This is a genomic window from Streptomyces sp. NPDC007084, assembly GCF_040703595.1.
Taxonomy (GTDB): Bacteria; Actinomycetota; Actinomycetes; order Streptomycetales; family Streptomycetaceae; genus Streptomyces.
Window position 1 is genome coordinate 1 of record NZ_JBEYFY010000003.1, and the last position, 19,612, is coordinate 19,612.

At 72.0% G+C, this 19,612-nt stretch carries 16 protein-coding genes; 8 read left to right on the forward strand and 8 right to left on the reverse strand.

The genetic code is table 11. The features are described from left to right. Nucleotides 1–45: 45 nt before the first annotated feature. Complete coding sequence (locus AB0912_RS03595; RefSeq protein WP_366696285.1) at nucleotides 46–378, reverse strand: hypothetical protein; 333 nt, start codon at nucleotides 376–378, stop codon at nucleotides 46–48. A gap of 200 nt (nucleotides 379–578) precedes the next feature. Between AB0912_RS03595 and AB0912_RS03600 the strand changes: the two genes are divergently transcribed. Beyond that, a complete protein-coding gene (locus tag AB0912_RS03600; RefSeq protein WP_366696286.1) occupies nucleotides 579–1,397 on the forward strand; it encodes a rhomboid family intramembrane serine protease in 819 nt (272 codons plus the stop codon). Between the two features lie 23 nt (nucleotides 1,398–1,420). On the opposite strand, the gene hemE is transcribed toward AB0912_RS03600, so the two are convergent. After that, nucleotides 1,421–2,488: a uroporphyrinogen decarboxylase gene (gene hemE, locus AB0912_RS03605; RefSeq protein WP_366696287.1), complete on the reverse strand. Its 1,068-nt coding sequence runs from the start codon at nucleotides 2,486–2,488 to the stop codon at nucleotides 1,421–1,423. 314 nt (nucleotides 2,489–2,802) lie between these two features. Between hemE and AB0912_RS03610 the strand changes: the two genes are divergently transcribed. The 5 genes from AB0912_RS03610 to AB0912_RS03630 all read left to right on the forward strand — a co-directional run bounded on the left by AB0912_RS03610 (nucleotide 2,803) and on the right by AB0912_RS03630 (nucleotide 9,662). Then, nucleotides 2,803–3,429 (forward strand): DUF3000 domain-containing protein, encoded by a 627-nt coding sequence (locus tag AB0912_RS03610; RefSeq protein WP_366696538.1) that lies wholly within the window; start codon nucleotides 2,803–2,805, stop codon nucleotides 3,427–3,429. Nucleotides 3,430–3,789: 360 nt separating this feature from the next. Beyond that, complete coding sequence (locus AB0912_RS03615; protein WP_019073943.1) at nucleotides 3,790–4,452, forward strand: response regulator transcription factor; 663 nt, start codon at nucleotides 3,790–3,792, stop codon at nucleotides 4,450–4,452. 158 nt (nucleotides 4,453–4,610) lie between these two features. Then, complete coding sequence (locus tag AB0912_RS03620; protein WP_366696288.1) at nucleotides 4,611–5,888, forward strand: ribonuclease D; 1,278 nt, start codon at nucleotides 4,611–4,613, stop codon at nucleotides 5,886–5,888. Between the two features lie 424 nt (nucleotides 5,889–6,312). After that, nucleotides 6,313–7,539 carry an acetyl-CoA C-acyltransferase gene (locus AB0912_RS03625; RefSeq protein WP_366696289.1) on the forward strand — a complete coding sequence of 409 codons (1,227 nt, stop codon included), beginning with the start codon at nucleotides 6,313–6,315 and terminating at the stop codon, nucleotides 7,537–7,539. Further along, on the forward strand, nucleotides 7,536–9,662 hold the full coding sequence (locus AB0912_RS03630) for a 3-hydroxyacyl-CoA dehydrogenase NAD-binding domain-containing protein (RefSeq protein ID WP_366696290.1): 2,127 nt from the start codon (nucleotides 7,536–7,538) through the stop codon (nucleotides 9,660–9,662). The genes AB0912_RS03625 and AB0912_RS03630 overlap by 4 nt, the downstream gene beginning before the upstream one ends. A 135-nt stretch (nucleotides 9,663–9,797) precedes the next feature. Here the strand turns inward: AB0912_RS03630 and AB0912_RS03635 are convergent, their stop codons facing one another. The 6 genes from AB0912_RS03635 to AB0912_RS03660 form a co-directional block, all read right to left on the reverse strand. After that, nucleotides 9,798–10,814, reverse strand: coding sequence for a hypothetical protein (locus tag AB0912_RS03635; protein ID WP_366696291.1), 1,017 nt, complete (start codon nucleotides 10,812–10,814; stop codon nucleotides 9,798–9,800). Between the two features lie 107 nt (nucleotides 10,815–10,921). Further along, nucleotides 10,922–11,980, reverse strand: a complete 1,059-nt coding sequence (locus tag AB0912_RS03640; protein WP_366696292.1) for an NlpC/P60 family protein — start codon at nucleotides 11,978–11,980, stop codon at nucleotides 10,922–10,924. A gap of 35 nt (nucleotides 11,981–12,015) precedes the next feature. Then, the gene (locus AB0912_RS03645) at nucleotides 12,016–12,498 is read right to left on the reverse strand and encodes a poly-gamma-glutamate biosynthesis protein PgsC/CapC (protein ID WP_358818429.1); all 483 of its coding nucleotides are present in this window, start codon (nucleotides 12,496–12,498) and stop codon (nucleotides 12,016–12,018) included. After that, nucleotides 12,495–14,354: a poly-gamma-glutamate synthase PgsB gene (gene pgsB, locus AB0912_RS03650; protein ID WP_366696293.1), complete on the reverse strand. Its 1,860-nt coding sequence runs from the start codon at nucleotides 14,352–14,354 to the stop codon at nucleotides 12,495–12,497. The genes AB0912_RS03645 and pgsB overlap by 4 nt, the downstream gene beginning before the upstream one ends. A gap of 6 nt (nucleotides 14,355–14,360) precedes the next feature. Beyond that, nucleotides 14,361–16,622 carry a HAMP domain-containing protein gene (locus tag AB0912_RS03655; RefSeq protein WP_366696294.1) on the reverse strand — a complete coding sequence of 754 codons (2,262 nt, stop codon included), beginning with the start codon at nucleotides 16,620–16,622 and terminating at the stop codon, nucleotides 14,361–14,363. 372 nt (nucleotides 16,623–16,994) lie between these two features. Then, entirely contained in the window at nucleotides 16,995–18,221 is a 1,227-nt protein-coding gene (locus AB0912_RS03660; RefSeq protein ID WP_366696295.1) for a CapA family protein, read from the reverse strand. A gap of 104 nt (nucleotides 18,222–18,325) precedes the next feature. On the opposite strand from AB0912_RS03660, the gene AB0912_RS03665 reads away from it, so the two are divergent. Together AB0912_RS03665 and AB0912_RS03670 are read left to right on the forward strand one after the other, a co-directional pair. Continuing rightward, nucleotides 18,326–19,219, forward strand: a complete 894-nt coding sequence (locus tag AB0912_RS03665) for a hypothetical protein (protein ID WP_366696296.1) — start codon at nucleotides 18,326–18,328, stop codon at nucleotides 19,217–19,219. A 4-nt stretch (nucleotides 19,220–19,223) separates the two neighbouring features. Beyond that, on the forward strand, nucleotides 19,224–19,598 hold the full coding sequence (locus AB0912_RS03670; protein WP_366696297.1) for an NTP pyrophosphohydrolase: 375 nt from the start codon (nucleotides 19,224–19,226) through the stop codon (nucleotides 19,596–19,598). The last annotated feature ends 14 nt before the right edge of the window (nucleotides 19,599–19,612 follow it).

Here is a 19,612-nt window from a genome sequence, read left to right on the forward strand (position 1 = left end):
GGCCTCGGCCGCCCGCTGCCGCCGTCCGCCGCCCCGGCCCCGGCGTCAGGCGGACTCGTGGCCCGCCGCGCCGTTGACGCGGTCCAGCGCCTGCCGGGCCTGTTCCCCCGGCGCGCGGGGCGGCAGCGAGGAGACGGAGGCGGGCGCGGTCACCGAGGGCGGCGCCTGGGCGGGCTTGGCGTGCGCCGCGGACCGGGTGGAGCGCAGCCGGTGGCTGACGGCCTCGTCCAGGGTCACCGGCCGCTGCATCCGGGCCGCGAGCCGTCCGGCCTCCTGGCCGAGCGCGGCGACGTCCTCCCAGGGGAGATGCACCACCAGCGCTATCCGCGCCTCGCCGTCGGGCAGGGCCTGCATCGCGGGAGTCACTCCGTCGTTCATCGCCTGTGTCCTCACGTCGTCACGTCGTCGCGTCGAACCCACGCCGCGGCGTCCGACACGGCGGGGGCGGTCGAGGACACATACGGCCGCCGGGGCCGGTGTGTTCAGCGGGGCGCCCCGGGAGCACCGGCCACGCGCGCTCGTCCGCCGGCACCGGCGGCGCGCGGATTCACCCCGCGCATCGGGGGCAGTACTTTCTTGTGGTCATCCCCGTCCATGACGTGAACCCGGTGCGGCGCACGCCTTATGTCACGTACGCGCTGATCGCCGCCAATGTCATCGTGTTCCTCTACACCCCAGGCCTGGCCGGATCCGTGGCGGGTGACAGCGCGCTCTCGCAGCTGTGTCATCTGCACGCGTTCATGGACCAGTACGCGGCCGTGCCGCAGGAACTGATCCACCATCGGATGCCGCGGCTGGTGCCGACCGGAGAGGTCGGCGCCGGACCGGACGGCCCGGGCTGTGTGCTCGGGCCGCCGGACTACGACAAGTCGCCGCCGCTGTCGGTGCTCACGGCGATGTTCCTGCACGGAAGCTGGCTGCACCTGCTGGGCAACATGCTCTTCCTGCTGATCTTCGGCAACAACATCGAGGACCGCCTCGGCCACGTCCGCTTCACCCTGTTCTACGGGGCGTGCGGCTTCGCGGCGGCCTATGGCTTCGCGCTGGTCAACGAGGACTCGGGCGACCCGCTGATCGGCGCCTCGGGGGCGATCGCGGGCGTCCTCGGCGCCTATCTGGTGCTGTATCCGAAGGCCAGGGTGTGGGTGCTGGTCCCGTTCCTGGTGTTCCTGCCGCTCCGGCTGCCCGCGTGGATCGTGCTGGGCTTCTGGTTCGTGCTCCAGGCCGCCTACTCGTCGGGGGCGGCCGTGCCGGACGCGGGCACCGTCGCCTACGCGGCGCACGTCGTCGGTTTCCTGGCCGGCATGCTGCTGGCCTGGCCGCTGCGCCCCGGCACCCCGCCACCACCCGAGCCGCGCCGCCTGCTGTTCGGCAGACAGGCGCGGCCCGGCTGGTGAACCGGCGGGGTGAGGGACAAGGCCTAGCGGGCCGTCTGGGTGTGGACGTACTCCACGAGGCGGGTCAGGGCGTCCGGGTCCATCGAGGGCAGCACGCCGTGGCCGAGGTTGAAGACGTGGCCCTCCAGGCCGGCGGCCGCGTCCAGCACCTCGCGGGTCTTGGCCTCGACGGCCTCGGTCGGCGCGAACAGCACGGCCGGGTCGAGGTTGCCCTGAAGCGCCTTGCCGGGTCCGACGCGGCGGGCGGCCTCGTCGAGCGGGACGCGCCAGTCGACGCCGACCACGTCCGCGCCGGCCTCGCCCATGAGGCCGAGCAGCTCGCCGGTGCCGACGCCGAAGTGGATGCGCGGGACGCCGTATCCGGCGACGGCGTCGAAGACCTTCGTGGACGCCGGGAGGATCGAGCGGCGGTAGTCGGCGGGGGCGAGCGCGCCGACCCAGGAGTCGAAGAGCTGGACGGCGCTCGCGCCCGCCTCGATCTGCACCGTGAGGAAGGCGGAGGTGATCTCGGCGAGGCGGTCGAGCAGGTCGGCCCAGAGCCGCGGGTCGCCGTACATGAGCGCCTTGGTGTGCTCGTGGTTCTTCGAGGGGCCGCCCTCGACGAGGTAGCTCGCGAGGGTGAAGGGGGCGCCCGCGAAGCCGATGAGGGGGGTCTCGCCCAGCTCGGCGGTCAGGAGCTTGATGGCCTCCGTGACGTACCAGACGTCCTCGGGGGTCAGGTCGCGGAGCTGGGCCAGGTCGGCGCGGGTGCGGATCGGGTTCTGCACGACGGGTCCGACGCCCGGCTTGATGTCGAGGTCGACACCGATGGCCTTGAGCGGGACGACGATGTCGCTGAAGTAGATCGCCGCGTCCACGCCGTGCCGGCGGACCGGCTGGAGGGTGATCTCGGCGACCAGCTCGGGCCGCATGCAGGACTCCAGCATGGGGATGCCCTCGCGCACCTTGAGGTACTCGGGCAGTGAGCGGCCGGCCTGCCGCATGAACCACACGGGCGTGTGCGGCACGGGCTCGCGCCTGCACGCCTTGAGGAAGGCGGACTCGTACGTGGCTGTCGGCTGCTGCCCGGCGGGGCTGTGGTTGGCGCTCACGACGGAAAGTCTCCCACGGCCCGCCGACATCCCCGTCCCGGCCTCCGGGGCTCCACGCGACCGGCGCGGTCGACGGGAGGACGGCTTCCACGGCCGGTGCCGTCGGCTCCGCCGGGGGTGTGCCCTCGGCTCCGGCGGCCGGTGCCGGCGGCTTCGGCGGGCGGCCGGGGGCACCCCGGAGAGCGGTGTTCGCCGAGCGCGATCCGGACAGGGGTCCCACGCACGGGTGTCCCTCCCTGCGCGCGGGCTCCGTTCCCCTTAATCTTCCCCGCATGGCTGCGGCTCAGGGACGACTGTCGGACGGCGCTGGCGGAATGGACGACGCGAAGGAGGAGGACAGGAATGCGGTGGAGACGGCCCCGTTGCCCTTCCGGGCTGCCGTCGACGCACTGAGGGCCGCGCGACCGCGGCCGGACATCGAGATCGACCCGACGCGACCACCGCAGCGCCTGGCGCCCTACGCCTACGCGCTGGAGGCCGCGGTCGTCGCCGACGACGAGGACCTGGCCGACGGCCGGCTCGTCCTGCTGCACGACCCGGCGGGGCACGACGCCTGGCAGGGCTCCTTCCGGCTGGTGACCCTGGTCCGCGCGGAACTGGAACCGGAGATGGCCGCGGACCCGCTGCTCCCCGAGGTCTGCTGGTCGTGGCTGACGGGCGCGCTCCAGGCCCGCGGACTGTCGTACGGCGAACCGAGCGGCACCGTCACGCGCGCCAGTTCGCACTACTTCGGCGGGCTGTCGGAACGGCCCGCCGCCTCGCAGATCGAGATCCGGGCCTCCTGGACGCCCCGGGAGGGCCTCGGCGGAGTGCCGGACACGGCCGCGCACCTCGCGGGCTGGTGCGATCTGCTGTGTCAGATCGCCGGGCTGCCGCCGGTGCCCCCGGGCGACGCCTCGGTGGTCACCCTGCCGCAGCGCCGGGGCCCCCAGTCCCGCTGAGGGAGCCCCCCGCCCGCTCGAAGCACCCCGGAAGAACCTGGAAGTCCCCCCGAAAGGGCGCGCGTCGCGACGCGCGCCTTTCTCATGTCGTGACCCGTTTGACCTCCGGCTTCCCCACCCTTGCCGGTTTCTTTGTCGATACGGCCACTTTCGGCCGCGTATCGACGCAGACCGACTCGGTTCGATCTTCGGATGATCGATCGCGTGTCCGAATTGCACGGATTGTTACTCATCACTTCGTGATCATTCTCTAAAGGTCCACAGGTTTGATGCCGAAGACGTCTGTGACCTTGAAAGCACGGTTCATCCTGGCTCGCCCCCCAGAGCCGGTCCCCCGTCCCCGCACCCCCAGGAGGCCTGGTGTCCGTTCTCCTTGAGCAGCCCGCAAGCCTGGTCGCCTACCGCCCGAACAAGCCGACCGCCATGGTGGTCGTGGCCGACCCCCGGGTCCGCTCCACCGTCACCCGCCACCTGTGGGCGCTCGGAGTGCGCGACGTCATCGAGGCGTCGTCCGTCGCGGAGGCCCGTCCCCGCATCGGCAACCCGCGCGACATCTGCGTCGCCGATGTCCACCTGCCGGATGGTTCCGGCCTCACCCTTCTGTCCGAAACCCGAGCCGCGGGCTGGCCCAACGGCCTCGCCCTCTCCGCCGCCGACGACATCGGCGCCGTGCGCAACGCCCTCGCGGGCGGCGTCAAGGGCTATGTCGTCACCGGCACCCGCACCAACGTCGGGCTCCCCACCCGGCCCGGCGCCGCGCCCATCGGCTCGGCCGCCGCCCGTATGCACCGCCGCCCCCCGGGTGCCCCGAGCCACCCGGGCGGCTACCGCGAACTGTCCGGCCGAGAGGTCGAGGTCCTGCGCCTGGTCGCGGAGGGCCAGTCGAACAAGGCCATCGGCGTCTCCATGGGACTGTCCGCGCTGACCGTCAAGAGCCACCTCGCCCGTATCGCCCGCAAGCTCGGCACGGGCGACCGCGCCGGGATGGTCGCGGTCGCGCTGCGGACCGGCATCATCCACTGACCCCTCCCCCCTCCCCCGCCACCCGCACTCTCCACCCGGCCTCCTCCCCCGTGCGTGAACCGGATCTTTCACCGAGCTGACTGGTTTACGACCCCCAGACGCCCGTCGACGGAACGTTCCGTCGACGGGCGTTGTCCATACACGGATACCCTTGACAGGTGACCGACGCCCAAGAGACCGCAGCAGACAGCTCACTGCGAACCACCGGAGGCGGCCCTCCGGACGACGTCGAATCGGCGCCGATCCCCTTGCTGGAACCCCGCGAGGGCATTCCGCCCGTGATCGCGGACGAGGCCGCCCTCGCCGAGGTGGTCGCCGCCTTCGCCGCGGGCACCGGCCCGGTGGCCGTCGACGCCGAACGCGCCTCCGGGTACCGGTACGGCCAGCGCGCCTATCTCGTCCAGCTCCGCCGCGCGGGCGCGGGCAGCGCGCTCATCGACCCCGTCGCCTGTCCCGACCTGTCGGGCCTCGGCGAGGCGATCTCCGACGCCGAGTGGGTACTGCACGCCGCCACTCAGGACCTGCCCTGTCTCCGCGAGATAGGCATGATCCCCACCAGCCTCTTCGACACCGAGCTGGCCGGCCGGCTCGCCGGGTTCCCCCGGGTGGGCCTCGGCGCCATGGTCGAGAGCGTCCTCGGCTTCGTCCTGGAGAAGGGGCACTCCGCCGTCGACTGGTCGACCCGCCCGCTGCCCGAGCCCTGGCTGCGCTACGCCGCGCTCGACGTCGAACTCCTCGTCGACCTGCGCGACGCCCTGGAGAAGGAACTCGACCGGCAGGGCAAGCTGGACTGGGCCCGCCAGGAGTTCGACGCGATCGCCTCGGCCGAGCCCGCCCCGCCGCGCAAGGACCCCTGGCGCCGCACCTCCGGCATGCACAAGGTCCGCCGCCGCCGGCAGCTGGCCGTCGTACGGGAGCTGTGGGAGACCCGGGACCGGATCGCCCAGCGCCGGGACATCTCGCCCGGCAAGGTGCTCGGCGACTCGGCCATCGTGGAGGCGGCCCTCGCCCTGCCCGCCAACGTGCACGCCCTGTCCGCGCTGAACGGCTTCGGGCACCGCATGGGCCGCCGTCAGCTCGACCAGTGGCAGGCCGCCGTCGACCGGGCCAGGGAGCTGCCGGACGCCGAGCTGCCGCAGCCCGGCCAGCCGGTGACCGGACCGCCGCCGCCGCGCGCGTGGGCCGACAAGGACCCGGCCGCCGCCGCCCGGCTGTCCGCCGCGCGGGCCGCCGTGTCGGCGCTGGCCGAGCGGCTCAACATGCCGCAGGAGAACCTGATCACCCCCGACACCGTGCGCCGGGTCTGCTGGGAGCCGCCCGCCACGCCGGACGCCGAGTCGGTGGGCGCCGCGCTCACCGGGTACGGGGCGCGGCCCTGGCAGGTCGAGCTGGTGACCCCGGTCCTGGTGACGGCGCTGTCCTTGAAGACGGTCTGACGTCCAGCGGTTCCGGAACGGGGGTTGGCGGCGCTTGAAGGCGGTTCACCGGCCCCCTGAAGGTGGTCCGGCCGCGTCTTCGAGCGGCGGGGCGGCACACCCGGAACGGCCGGACGGGGTGCCCGGAGCGGCCGGACGGGGTGCCCGGAGCGGCCGAACCACGCCGAACGGGCGCCCCGGGCCGGTGCGGAGGGTCGAGATCGCGCCAAGATCCGCGGGCCTGCCGGGGCGGGTAAGGGCCGGGCCGCCGGCCGGGGCGTAGGCCGGGGTGTAGGCCGGGGTGTAGGCCTTCCGGATGTGACGTTCACCGCTCCCGGCCGCGGGACTGGGCACGATGGTTACTCGTAAGTAGCATGGGTGCTGAGCGCGCGCTCAGGCGTGTGCCCGCGCAGCAGTGCCATCCCGCATCTGGAGGAGAGCCATCGTGCCTCGTACCGTCAGGGACGTCGTCTTCGTCGACGGCGTCCGCACCCCGTTCGGCAAGGCGGGCCCGAAGGGCATCTACCACGAGACCCGCGCCGACGATCTCGTCGTGAAGGCCATCCGGGAGCTGCTGCGCCGCAACCCCGGTCTTGACCCCCAGAAGATCGACGAGGTCGCCATCGCCGCGACCACGCAGATCGGCGACCAGGGTCTGACCCTGGGCCGCACGGCGGGCATCCTCGCCGGGCTGCCGCAGTCGGTCCCGGGCTACTCCATCGACCGTATGTGCGCGGGCGCGCTGACCGCCGTCACCAGCACCGCGGGCTCCATCGCGTTCGGCGCGTACGACGCCGTCATCGCCGGCGGTGTCGAGCACATGGGCCGTCACCCGATGGGCGAGGGCGTGGACCCGAACCCGCGGTTCGTCAGCGAGAAGCTGGTCGACGAGTCCGCCCTGTTCATGGGCATGACCGCCGAGAACCTGCACGACCGCTACCCGACGATCACCAAGCGGCGCGCCGACGAGTACGCCGTGCGCTCGCAGGAGAAGGCCGCCAAGGCGTACGCCAACGGCAAGATCCAGCAGGACCTGGTGCCGATCTCGGTGCGCAACACCAACGCCGAGGCGGGCGAGACGGGCTGGGGCCTGGTCACCGCCGACGAGCCGATGCGTCCGGGCACCACGCTGGAGAACCTGGCCAACCTGAAGACCCCGTTCCGGGTGCACGGCCGGGTCACGGCGGGCAACGCGGCCGGTCTGAACGACGGCGCGACCGCCTCGATCCTCGCCTCCGAGGACTTCGCCCGCGAGCACGACCTGCCGGTGAAGATGCGGCTCGTCTCGTACGCCTTCGCGGGCGTCGAGCCGGAGGTCATGGGCTACGGCCCGATCCCGGCCACCGAGAAGGCCCTCGCGAAGGCCGGTCTGTCGATCGAGGACATCAACCTCTTCGAGATCAACGAGGCCTTCGCCGTCCAGGTGCTCGCGTTCCTGGAGCACTACGGCATCGCCGACGACGACGCGCGCGTCAACCAGTACGGCGGCGCCATCGCCTACGGCCACCCCCTCGCCTCCTCCGGCGTCCGGCTGATGACCCAGCTCGCCCGCCAGTTCGAGGAGCAGCCCGAGGTCCGTTACGGCCTCACCACCATGTGCGTCGGCTTCGGCATGGGCGCCACGGTGATCTGGGAGAACCCGCACCACAAGGACGCCGGAGGCGACAAGTGAGCACCGCTGAACTCCTCAAGGGCGCGGCCGAGCTGTTCCCCGACGAGGTCGTGACGTCCGCGCACGTACGCCACCTCGACCTGCCGTTCGGTGCCGGGCGCTTCGCGCTCATCACCCTCGACAACGGCTTCGACCACACCAAGCCGACCACCTTCGGCCCCGCGTCGCTGGCGAACCTCAACGCCGCCGTCGACCAGGTCGAGAAGGAGGCCGCGGCCGGCGAGATCGTCGGTGTCGGTGTCACCGGCAAGCCGTTCATCTTCGCGGTCGGCGCCGACCTCAAGGGTGTCGAGCTGCTGAAGCGCCACGAGGACGCGCTCGCCATCGGCAAGGGCGGCCACGAGGTCTTCAAGCGTCTGTCGGGCCTCGCGGTGCCGACGTTCGCCTACTACAACGGGGCGGCGATGGGCGGTGGCGTCGAGGTCGGTCTGCACTGCACCTACCGGACCGTCTCCGCGGCCCTGCCGGCGTTCTCGCTGCCCGAGGTCTTCCTCGGTCTGGTGCCCGGCTGGGGCGGCTGCACGATCCTGCCGAACCTGATCGGCGCCGACAAGGCCGTCTCGGTCATCATCGAGAACTCGCTCAACCAGAACAAGCAGCTCAAGGGCGGTCAGGTCTACGACCTCGGCATCGCCGACGCGCTGTTCGAGGGCGCGGACTTCCTGGAGCAGTCGCTGCTGTGGACGGCCGCCGTCCTCAAGGGCGAGATCGCCGTGGAGCGTCCGGCGGTCGACCGCGGCGAGGCCTGGGACCAGGCCGTCGCCCGCGGCCGGGCCATCGCGGACAGCAAGGTGCACGGGGCCGCCCCGGCCGCCTACCGCGCGCTCGACATCATCGCCGCGGCCAAGGACGGGGACCTCCAGAAGGGCTTCGACGCCGAGGACACCGCGCTCGCCGACCTGATCATGGGCGGTGAACTGCGCGCGGGCATCTACGCGTTCAACCTGGTCCAGAAGCGCGGCAAGCGTCCGGCGGGCGCGCCGGACAAGTCGCTGGCGCGTCCGGTCACCAAGGTCGGCGTCGTCGGCGCGGGCCTGATGGCCTCGCAGCTCGCCCTGCTCTTCCTGCGCCGCCTCGAAGTGCCCGTCGTCCTGACGGACATCGACCAGGAGCGCGTCGACAAGGGTGTGGGCTACGTCCACTCCGAGATCGACAAGCTGCTCCTCAAGGGCCGCGTCAACCAGGACAAGGCCAACCGCCTCAAGGCCCTGGTCTCCGGTGTGCTCGACAAGGCCGAGGGATTCTCCGACGCGGACTTCATCATCGAGGCCGTGTTCGAGGAGATCGGTGTCAAGCAGCAGGTGTTCGCGGAGGTCGAGGCGGTCGCTCCGGCGCACGCGATCCTCGCCACCAACACCTCCTCGCTGTCGGTCAGCGAGATGGCGTCGAAGCTGAAGAACCCCGAGCGGGTCGTCGGCTTCCACTTCTTCAACCCGGTCGCGATCCTGCCGCTCCTGGAGATCGTGCGCGGCGAGCAGACCGACGACGCCTCGCTGGCCACGGCGTTCGCCGTCGCCAAGAAGCTGAAGAAGACCGCGGTGCTGGTGAAGGACGCCCCGGCGTTCGTCGTGAACCGTATCCTCACCCGCTTCATGGGCGAGATCCAGAACGTCATCGACGAGGGCACGCCGGTCGAGGTCGCGGAGAAGGCGGTGGAGCCGCTGGGTCTGCCGATGTCTCCGCTGGTCCTGCTGGAGCTGGTCGGTCCCGCGATCGGGCTGCACGTGTCGGAGACCCTCAACCGGGCCTTCCCCGACCGCTTCACCGTCTCCCCGAACCTCGCCGCCGTCGTCAAGGCCGGCAAGCGCGGCTTCTACGTCTACGACTCCGGTAAGCCGGAGCTGGACCCCGAGGTCGCCGCGCTGCTCCAGCAGGGCGATGTCGTCCTCACCGAGGAGCAGGTGCGGGACCGGGTGCTCGACGCCGTCGCCCAGGAGATCGGGCTCATGCTCGACGAGGGGGTCGTCGCCGAGGCGCAGGACATCGACCTGTGCCTGATCACCGGTGCCGGGTGGCCGTTCCACCTCGGTGGGATCACTCCCTACCTGGACCGGGAGGGTGTCTCCGAGCGGGTCACCGGCAAGCGGTTCCTGGCCGAGGGCCTCGCGTCGGTCCCGGTGTAACACCGGCCCACGCACACCGGTGCCCCGCACGTCAACTGACGTGCGGGGCACCGCCGTTCGCGGGGGCGCTGCTCCCGGACCTCTGCTCCTCAAACGCCTGCGGGGCCGCGATATCCGCGCCCGGCGTCGGGGAGGTCACACCGGGTGCCAGGGTTCCAGGGCCAGGCCCGGTTCGGGTTTGCGCTGAGTGAGGAGGAGTTGGCCGGTTCCCGGCGAGAGGGTCGCGGCGACGACACGGCCGGACTCGTCCTCCGCCAGCGCGACCACCGCGTCGGCGGGAAGGGCGGGCCCGGACTCGGCCCACCAGGCCCCCGCGGCCTCGTCCTCGGTCGGATACGCGGCGAACGCCACCCGCCCACTGGCGGACCGCTGCGCGAGCAACGTGCAGTCGTGCCCGTCGAGTTCACAGCGGATGGCGCTGACGGGACCCGGCCCGGCGGAGGCGAGGACGGCCGCGGGCTTGCCGCCGGGACGCCAGGCGCAGAGGTCCCCCGACGCGTCGGTGAAGAAGAGGGTCGTGGAGCCGGCGGAGGTCGCGAGCGCGCGCAGGGTGCCGGGGCGGACGGATGCCTCCAGGGCCTCCTCCAGGGCGGGTTCGGCGCCCGCCTCCCGCTGGCTCCAGTGCAGCACGCCGCCCGGCACGGCCGCGTACAGCTCGACGAGCCCGGACGTGCCGGTCACGGCGGCCAGGTCCCCCTGGACGTCGTGGCCCTTGAGGTCACGCCAGGGCCCCCAGCCGCCCTTCAGCTTCTGGGCGATCATGCTCACGCCGCCGCCCTTGTTGCGGACGAAGACATGGGCGCGCCCCTGCGCGTCGACGGCGACGGCGGGGTTGCCGGTCCGGCCGCCGGTGCGGTTGGGATGCCCGATCGGGTGCCAGTCGAGCGCGGCGAGGTCGGCCCGGTAGTGGGTCGAGTGGACGAGCCCCGACTCGTCACGGACGGTCGGACGCCAGGAGACGAGGTGGGTGTAGCGGTCGGACCCCTGGCCCAGGGCCAGGACGGGGTGCAGGCGTTGGGCGCCGCCCACGGTGCGCGGCCGGTCCCAGGGGCCGCCGGGTCCGCGCTCCGCCCGGCAGTGGACGGCGGCGTCCGACAGCAGGTACACGGCGAGCCTGCCGTCACGGCCGCGTATGAGCCAGTCGACGTTCACCGGTTCACCTTAGTCGTGGGCCCCGCGCCCGCCGCCTCCCGCCCCCCGCCCGATCCCTCTGCTCCGCGCGCTTCCTCTGCTCCGCCAGCTCCCTCTGCCCCTCCAGCTCACAACCGCTTGGCGCTGCGCAGCAGTCCGGCGTAGAAGCCGTTGCCGTCGATGCGGGACGCGCCGCCCTTGTCGCCCATGGTCGGCCCGTTGACCTCCTTGCGGCTGGAGATGAAGACGCGGTGGCCGTCGGTGTCCACGCCCAGGTACAGGGCGACGTGGTCGAGGTGGTTGCCGGTGCGGTGGTCCATCTTGAAGAAGAGGAGGTCACCGGGCTGGACGACGTCGATGTTCTTGGGGCGGGTGTACCAGGGCGAGGGGCCGGACAGTTTCAGGATGTCGACGCCGACCTTGGAGCGGGCCATGCCGTCGGCGCTGCGCGCCAGTCCGTCGCCGGACGTGTTGCTGGACATCAGGGGGTAGCGGGCCCGGTAGCCCCAGACCATGCGCATGAAGCCGGAGCAGTCCAGGGCGCGGTAGCGCTCCTTGCGGGCCTGCATGGTGGAGCCGTCGCGGAAGGTGTAGTTGATGCCGAGGTAGTCGTAGAAGTCGTTCTGTTCGAGGCGGTCGACGCCGTCGTCCTTGAACGGGCCGAAGACCGCGTCACCCGCGTACGGCACGCCCTCGTCGTCCTTCTTCACGGGGGCGCCGTCGACGTACTGGAAGGCGATCGCGAAGATGTCGTCGGTCTCGCTGCCGTAGAACTCCTTGAACCAGTCCTTGAACCACTTCTCCTTCTCGGCGCCCTTGCGCCAGGCCTCGGGCATGAGGCGCACCCAGTCCTGGGTCACCACGCGGGACTGCGTGTTGGACGGTTCGGTGAAGGTTCGGGAGGGGCCGCGCAGGGTCGCGGTGCGAGCGCCGTCCGTGAAGGTGGCGAGGACGTCGCCGTTCTCGCCGCGCAGCACGGAGCGGGTCGGGTTGTTCAGGCGCTCCCAGGTCTGCTTGCCGGTGGCCTTGCCCGAGTTCTCCAGGTCGGGCCGGTCGGTGACGGCCTGCACGGCCGGGACCTTCGCCTCCTCGTCCTTGCGGAGTTCGTAGGTGAAGTACGCGCTGCCCGTGAGCAGGACGAGGACGGTGGCCGCGTGAAGGACGGGACGGCCTTTGCGCTTCGGCATGGTGACGGCTCCAGAGGTTCCGAAGGGAAGGCGGGTCAGGCGGTCGGCATGGCGCCGAGGAGAATCCCGGCGGTCAGCACGACATAGGTGGCGAGCGTGACCGAGCCGGTCGACAGCAGCGTGGCCCCCTTGGGCTGGCGCACGAGCTGGTAGCCGATCAGACCGGGGACGATGAAGCCGAGGGTCTGGTTGGCGTAGAGCAGCGGGAACTCCATCTGGAGCACGATGATCACGGTGGCCTGGATCAGCACGCCGGACAGCACGACGGCTGCGAACAGGCGCTTGCCGTAGAGGATCACGAAGCGCTGGAGAAGCAGCGTGGTGACGTACGTGAGGACGGTGACGCCCACGACGAGCGCGGCGCGCTGGAGGTCCTCGATGAGGGTGAGCGCCAGCCAGCCCGGGGTGATCATGCCGCCGGGCGACAGGTTGGTCGTGAGATAGCAGATCAGCGAGAACATCAGGCCCAGGCCGATGCCGATCGCGGCGATCTCGGGGGTCAGGACGGAGGGGATCAACGGGGCTCTCCTGGGCTGTGCCACTGCTGGTCGTCGGCGGGGTGAGTGGGAGGGACGCGGGGTTCGAACAGACCCCGGGGCGGGGGCTGTTCACCGTGCTCGGGTGCCTGGGGCGGCGCTGCGGCGGGCCCCTGCGACACGTCCGGCCAGCGGGCGGACGCCTGGTCCGGCCGGCGGCCGCCACGGGCCGCCTGCTCGGTCTGCTGCGGGTGCTGCGGGTGCTGCGGCTGGTCCGACCGCTGCGGTTGGTGCGGCTGCGGGGAGTACGCGGACTGCCGGGGGTACTCGCCCTGTCCGTGCCCGGGCTGCTGGTGCACGGGCCGCGGGGTGTTCTGCCGGGGGCCGCCCTGTTGGGGCCCGCCCTGCTGAGGCCCGCCCTGTTGGGGCCGGCCCTGCTGTGGCCGGCCCTGCTGCGGATACGGGTTGTCCGCGGAGCGCTGCACGGGGACGTGGGGCTGGGACTGCGGCTGGGACTGCGGCTGGACCTGGGCGGTGTGAGGCGCGTAGCGCGTCTCGTACGCCTCCGGGTACCGCTGGTAGGGGTCGATCCGCGGGGCGTAGAGCTGCACGGTCTCGACGTGCTCGCGCACCGCGGGTACGGCGGGCGGCGCGGTGGTGACCGCGGGGGCGCCCGCGGTGCCGGGCCGGGCGTCGGCCGCGTCCTCGTCGGGGCTGTCGTCGGCGGGGAGTTCGGCGAGGTGCTCCAGGAGGTGTTCGCCCTGGCCGTGGATGTTGCCGATGGCCACCAGCGAGCTGTCCGGGCCGAGTTGGGCGAGGAGCAGGCCCATGAACTCCTCCGGGTCGCGCCGGTCGCCGCCGAGGTCGACCGCGCGGGAGCGGTACTCGGCGGGGATCGCGTCGATGGCGCTCTTGGCCGGGTGGCCGATGACGAAGACCTTGTCCGGGTCCAGCTCGGGGATGATCTCGCCCATCTGGCCGTTGCGCTCGACGCGGTCGGGGCGGCAGTTGATGACCACGTTGAGCGGGCGGTGGATGGCGCCGAGGTCGAGCAGCTGGTTGATGTTCATCAGCGTCGACTCGGGGTCGTTGGCCGCGAAGACGTTGGCGAAGCGGAGCTTCTTGTCGTCCTCGGTGACATACCGCTCGACGGACAGGACACCCGGGTCCGGCGGGGCGTCGTACATGCCCTGGAGGGCCGTCTGCCGCTCCACGCCGAGCAGTTCGGCGACGGTGAGCGCGATGGCCACGTTCTCCTTGAAGGTGAACCAGCTGAACCCGCGCAGCTCCTCGTCCGTGACGGACTCGGGGTCGGCGTAGATCAGCTTGCAGTCGCGGGCGTCGGCCTCCTCCTGGAGGATGGCGTAGCGCTCCTTCTCGGCGGTCACGCAGATGCCGCCCTCCGGCATGGACCGGCACAGCGAGCGGGCCACGTCGTCCAGGGTGGGGCCCATCTCCGCGAGGTGGTCCTCACGGACGTTGCACAGGACGCCGATGGTGGACCGGATCAGCTTGGACTGGTTGATCTCCTGGAGCGCCGGCATCACCGCCATGCACTCGATGACCAGCGCGTCCGGGTTGTACGCGGCGGCGCGCCGGACGATGCCGATCTGCTCGACGACGTTGGCGATGCCGAACTTGCGGTAGACCGGCTCCTCGGTGGCGTCGGGGTGGATGAACCGGGCCGCCGTGCCGGTGGTCTTGGCGACGGTGGCGAGGCCGCCGCCGCGCAGCGCGCCCGCGCACAGCCGGGTGATGGACGACTTGCCGCGGATGCCGTTGACCAGCACCCGGGTGGGGATGTTGTCCAGGTTGGTGAAGTGGCGCCGCTGTTCGACGATGCCCGCCACCAGCAGGATCGCGCAGCACACCATCAGGACGGTGTAGAGGAAGAGCACGGCCGATCAGTTCCTAACGTGCTGCTGCTGGGCCGTGCCGGGTGCGCTCCGGCGTGGCGTTGGCTGCTGTCTGCGCTGTTCCTGGAGCTGCTGGCGGACGAGTTCGAGGGAGCGGGTGACCGCGCCGACCTCGTCGTGGTTGCGCGGGAACAGGACGGTCTTGCGGTCGCCGTCGGCCAGTGCCTCGGCCTGTCCGGCCAGGGCGCGCAGCGGACGGACGACCACGATGTGCATCCAGCCGAGGCAGGCGGCCGCCGCCGCGGCGCCGAGCAGTCCGGCGAGTACGGTCCGGTGCTGGACGTCGTACTCGGGGATCGCGAGCCGGTCGGCGGGCTGCCAGCTCACGACGGTCCAGTTGAGCTGCTTGGCCGCGCCGCCGCCGACGAAGGGGGCCGCCGCGGCGATCTGCACCCCGTGCTCGCGGTAGAGGACACCGGCGGCGTGCGCGGACTTGCCGACCTTCTGGCCGGACGCGGAGACGAGGTCCTTGAGGCGCTCGTCGGGCAGCGACTGGAAGGCGAGGTAGCCGGTGTTGCCTGCGATGACCTTGCCCTGGTCGTCGACGAGGCGGACGACACCGAGGCCGGGCCGCTTGAGCATGGAGTTGAGGAAGTCGAGGCGGAACTCGCCGACCAGGGCCGAGCCGCCGCGGCCGGGGATCTCGGCGGTGCCCACCACGATCGGCTTCTTGCCGCCGCGTCCGAGGAGCTGGAGCGGGGCGACGGTGGCCGGCTTGGGCCGGGCCTCGCGGGGCTCGTCACCGACGCCGGCGACCACCTCCCCGGAGGCGTCGACCACGTAGAGCGCCTGGTAGCGCAGGTGCTGGTTGAGGGTGCGGTCGAGCACCTTGGTCATGTCCGCCGGGGTGGTGCGGTCGCCGATGAGCGTGGCGACGGACTGGAGGTCCGCCTCGCCCTCGTTGAGCGCGCGGCGCACCCGGTCGGTGAGCGTGTCGGTGCGCTCGCGCTGGTCGTTGACGAGCTGCTGCGGGACGACGACGGTGCCGTCGGCCCGGTTCAGGATGAGCAGCAGCGGTACGGACCAGGCGAGGAGCAGGACCGCGCAGACGGCGAGGAGGGCGCGGGTGCCGACGCGGCGCAGGCCGCGCGGGCGCGGCGCGGAGTCGTCGGGTCCCGCGGGTTCGCCGAGGAGCTGGCCGCGCAGCCGTTCCAGGGCGACGCCGATCCGGCGGGCCTCGCCGTAGCCGGGGACGCCGACCGGGCGGGCCAGGTCGCCGCGGGTGAGGCGGCGCGACTCCAGGAAGAGCCGGATGAGCGGTCGCTGCACGGTGCCGAGCAGGACGGCGACGGCGATGCCGCCGACGACCAGCAGGGCGCCGGCCGCGATCAGCCAGAAGACCGGGGAGGCGGAGTGGGTGGGGTCCTCTGCCACCTTCACCATGGCGACCACGGTGAGTCCGAGGGCGGTCGCGGTGGTGCTCTCGCCGGGTTCGGGCGAGGAGAGGGTGGCGTAACCGGCGACGGAGCGGTCACTGAGGAAGCTGCCGCCGAGCAGGCTGCCGCTGACGCCCTGATAGCCGCCGGAGCCGGGCTCCTTGGAACTGAGCGGATGCTGCGCCGCGCGGCCGGCCGCCTTCTTCGCGAAGGCCTTGAGCTGTTTGTTGGAGGCGGCGACCTCCTTGCGCTGGAGGTCGGTGAGCACCTGCTCCGGCTCGGGGATGCCGTCACTGCTGAGGATCGTGCCGGCCCGGTCCACGACCGCGATGGAGCGGAACTGGCCCAGGCTGATGCCGGGGAACTTGAGGCTGTTGGAGGCGACGAGCAGGAGCTGCGGCTTGCCGGGCCAGGAAAGCAGCGCGAACGACAGCAGCCGGACCTCGCCGTTCTCCAGGCGCACCATGCGCGGCGCGAGTCCGCCTTCGTCGCCGAGGGCGGACCGGTTGAGGGAAGTCAGCGGGACGGTCTCGCCGCGGGCGGCGACGAGTTTGCCGGTCCGGATCTCGACGACCGCCGTGCCCATCCACTTCTGGTAGGTGTTGCCCAGTTTGTCGAGCACGGTGTCGCCGGAGACCGGGGCGCCGGCGCTGAACAGGGCGGCGGACCGGTCGAGGTCAGTCACCGACTCGTCGATGGAGGCCCGCATGGCGATCGCGCCGTCCTCCGCGAAGTGCTGCTGCGAGGTCTGCACGGCCTTGGGCAGCGAGGTGTCCCCGCCCGGACCGAGCACGAGTGCCGTGACAGCCGCCAGGGAGAGGAGAAGCGCCGACAGGACCGCTATAGGCGGTCGTATGCCGCCGAGCAGCGACATATCAGCTCTGCGGCGAGCACGGTGCTGCCGCGCCGGGGGCGATGGCGCCAACGGACGGGTCCTCTCAAACGGTTGTACGGGCAGGCCGGCGCGGAGGCGGCCGGCACGCACGTGCGGGTGGATGCGGGTGCGGGTGCGACAGGAAGGCACAGCTGGGGAAAAACTGGGTCTCCGCGCGTGTCAGACCAGCGAAGGTGTCAGGAAGTTGCACACATGGAAAGTGATCTAGACAACATCATGTTTTAGCTGGCCATCTTCGGGCAGGTCTGATCAGTTCCAGTTCATACGAAGTTCATATACATGTCGGGGCCGGGACACGTATCGCGCCCGGACCCTCTGCGGGGACCGGGCGCGTTGCGACGCCTGGCGTGCTCAGCCGGGCATCTCCGTGAGGGGCTTGAGGCCGTCCTTCGCCGCTCCACGGTTGAGCATGGTGCCCTCGGTCCGCTCGAAGGCCAGCCGCAGCCGGGCCCGCTCCTGGTCACTGAGGTCGTGGCGCCTCAGCTCGGCGGCCACGTCCACCAGCCGGTAGTTCTCGACCTCGCCCTTGGCCGGCTCGGCCGGGGTGCCGTCCGCGTCGGCGTCCGGGTCCGGCGGGATCTCCACGAGGGTCGGCTCGTACCGCGCCTCGACCTCCCACTTGCCGCCGCGCTGCGTGAAGGTGAACCAGCCGATCACGCCCTCCTCGGTGAGCCCGGTCGGCACGTCGTGCCGGGCGACCTGGTTGCCGAGTCCGTACGCGATCCAGGTGCCGTCGACCTTCTCCATCGGCTGCACGACGTGCGCGTGGTGGCCGATCACCAGGTCGATGCCGGTCTTCCGGGCGAGCTGCCGGGCGAATTCGAGCTGCGGCGTCGAGGGGTTGGGGTGGTGCTCACGGCCCCAGTGGATGGAGAGGATCACGACCTCGGCGCCGGCCGCGCGGGCCTGCTTCTCGGCCGCCTTGATCCGGCCCAGGTCGTTCTGGTTGACCAGCCACGGCTTGTCCTTGGGCAACTCGTGGGCGTTGAAGCCGAAGGCGAAGGAGATCTGCGCGACCTTCACGCCCTTGACGTTCATGATCAGCGGGGTGAGCGAGTCCTTGCGGGTCCGGAAGGAGCCCGTGTGCTTGAGCCCGGCCGTGTCCAGGGTGTCCAGGGTCCGCTTCACGCCCGCGTACCCGTGGTCGATCGAGTGGTTGGAGGCGGTGGAGCAGGTGTCGTAACCGACGTCCTTGATGGTCCCGGCGATCTGCGGCGGTATGAGGAAGTTCGGGTAGCTCTCGAAGGGGCCGGTCGGCTTGCCGATCACCGGCTCCATGTGGCAGATCCCGAGGTCGGCCTTGCTGATCACCGGCTTGATCCCGGCCATCAGCGGGCCGAAGTCCAGTCCGTCGGTCCCCTTGCCGGTCTTCTTGGCGTCGGCCCTGGCCTGGTCGACGAGCTGAGGATGGATCAGGATGTCCCCGGCCGCGGCCACGGTGAACGACCGGCCGCCCCCCTTCGACGAGGAGTCGGAGTCCTCGGCGCCCCCGACGAGGCCGCAGCCCGCCAGTACGGCGACGAGGGCGAGCGGGGTCAGGGCGGCGGGGAGGGTGCGGCGGCTACGACGTCTGGTCACCGAGATATCTTGATACAACCATGAGAGCAAACCGCTCCAGAACGATAACGATCGCAACACTTCTCCTGCTCCTCACCGCTCTGGCCGGTTTGGGAACAGTACTCGTGCGCGCCCACCGCGGCGACGGCGGGGACTCGGCCGCGGACCCCGCCGGGAGCGGCCCCCCGCGGGTCGACCTGGCGCGCTCGATCGCCGCCTACACCGACCGGTTCGCGCCGGACGGCTCCTTCCAGCCGCCGTCCGCGACGGAGCGCGAGACCGTCGCGGACGGCGTGGGCCTGCTCCTCGACGGCCACCGCGAGCAGGCCGAACACCGGCTCGCCGAGGTCGACTTCGCCGTGCGCACCATCGTCGACAGCGTGACCGGCCGACGATTCGCAGAGGTGTACGACCGCGTCGACCAGGGTCCCGCGCCGCGCGGCTGGGGCCGTGTCCTCGTCGGCCTGGACCACCCCGTCCGCTGGTCCGTACAGGTGCCCCATCCGGTCGCCGACCAGGACACCGAACTGCTCGGCGTGCGCGTTCTGCGGGGCTCCCCCGGAGGCCTTCTCGTCATTGCTGGCGCACATCGCAAATCCGGTGAGGGCAACGCGGCGGACGTGGCGCACCGCCGGGACACGGTCTTCCACGCCGTCTGCGCCGAACTCGTCCGGCGCGGTGTCCCCGGCGTGCAGCTCCACGGGTTCGCCCGGGAGTCCGCCCCGCGCTACGACGTCATCGCCTCGACGGGGGCCGGCAAGGACGGGCTCGCCGCCGGGCGCCGGCTGGCCGACGCGCTGGGCAGCCGCGGCTTCGCAGTGTGCCGGGCCTGGGCCCGCTCCTGCCCGCTCTCCGGGCAGGACAACACGCAGGGCCGGGCGGCGGCCGCCGCCAAGGTCCCCTTCCTGCACGTGGAGTTCGCCCCGGGGCCGCGCACCGACGGACGCCAGGCGGCGCGGGTGGCCGAGGCCGTGTCCGTGGTGACGCGCGGCTGGGCCGGCGGCGCTCTGGCAGGGTGAGTCCATGACGACTCTGCTCATCGTGGACGGCGCCAACGTGGTCGGGTCGGTGCCCGACGGCTGGTGGCGTGACCGGCGCGGCGCGGCCGAGCGGCTCCGGGACCGGCTGGCCGGGCTCGCGGAGACCGGGGTGCCCGGGCTGCCCGGCCCGCTGGAGATCGTGCTCGTGGTGGAGGGCGCCGCCCGGGGGGTGGACCCCGTCCCCGGTGTCCGGGTGGACGAGGCCCCGGGCAGCGGCGACGACCGGATCGTCCAGCTCGTGGCCGGGTCACCCGACCGCCCCCGGCTGGTCGTCACCGCCGACCGCGAACTGCGGCGCCGGGTGACCGAACTGGGCGCGGAGGTCACGGGCCCGCGGACCGTACGGCCCGGTTCCTGATCCCGGGAGCGGAG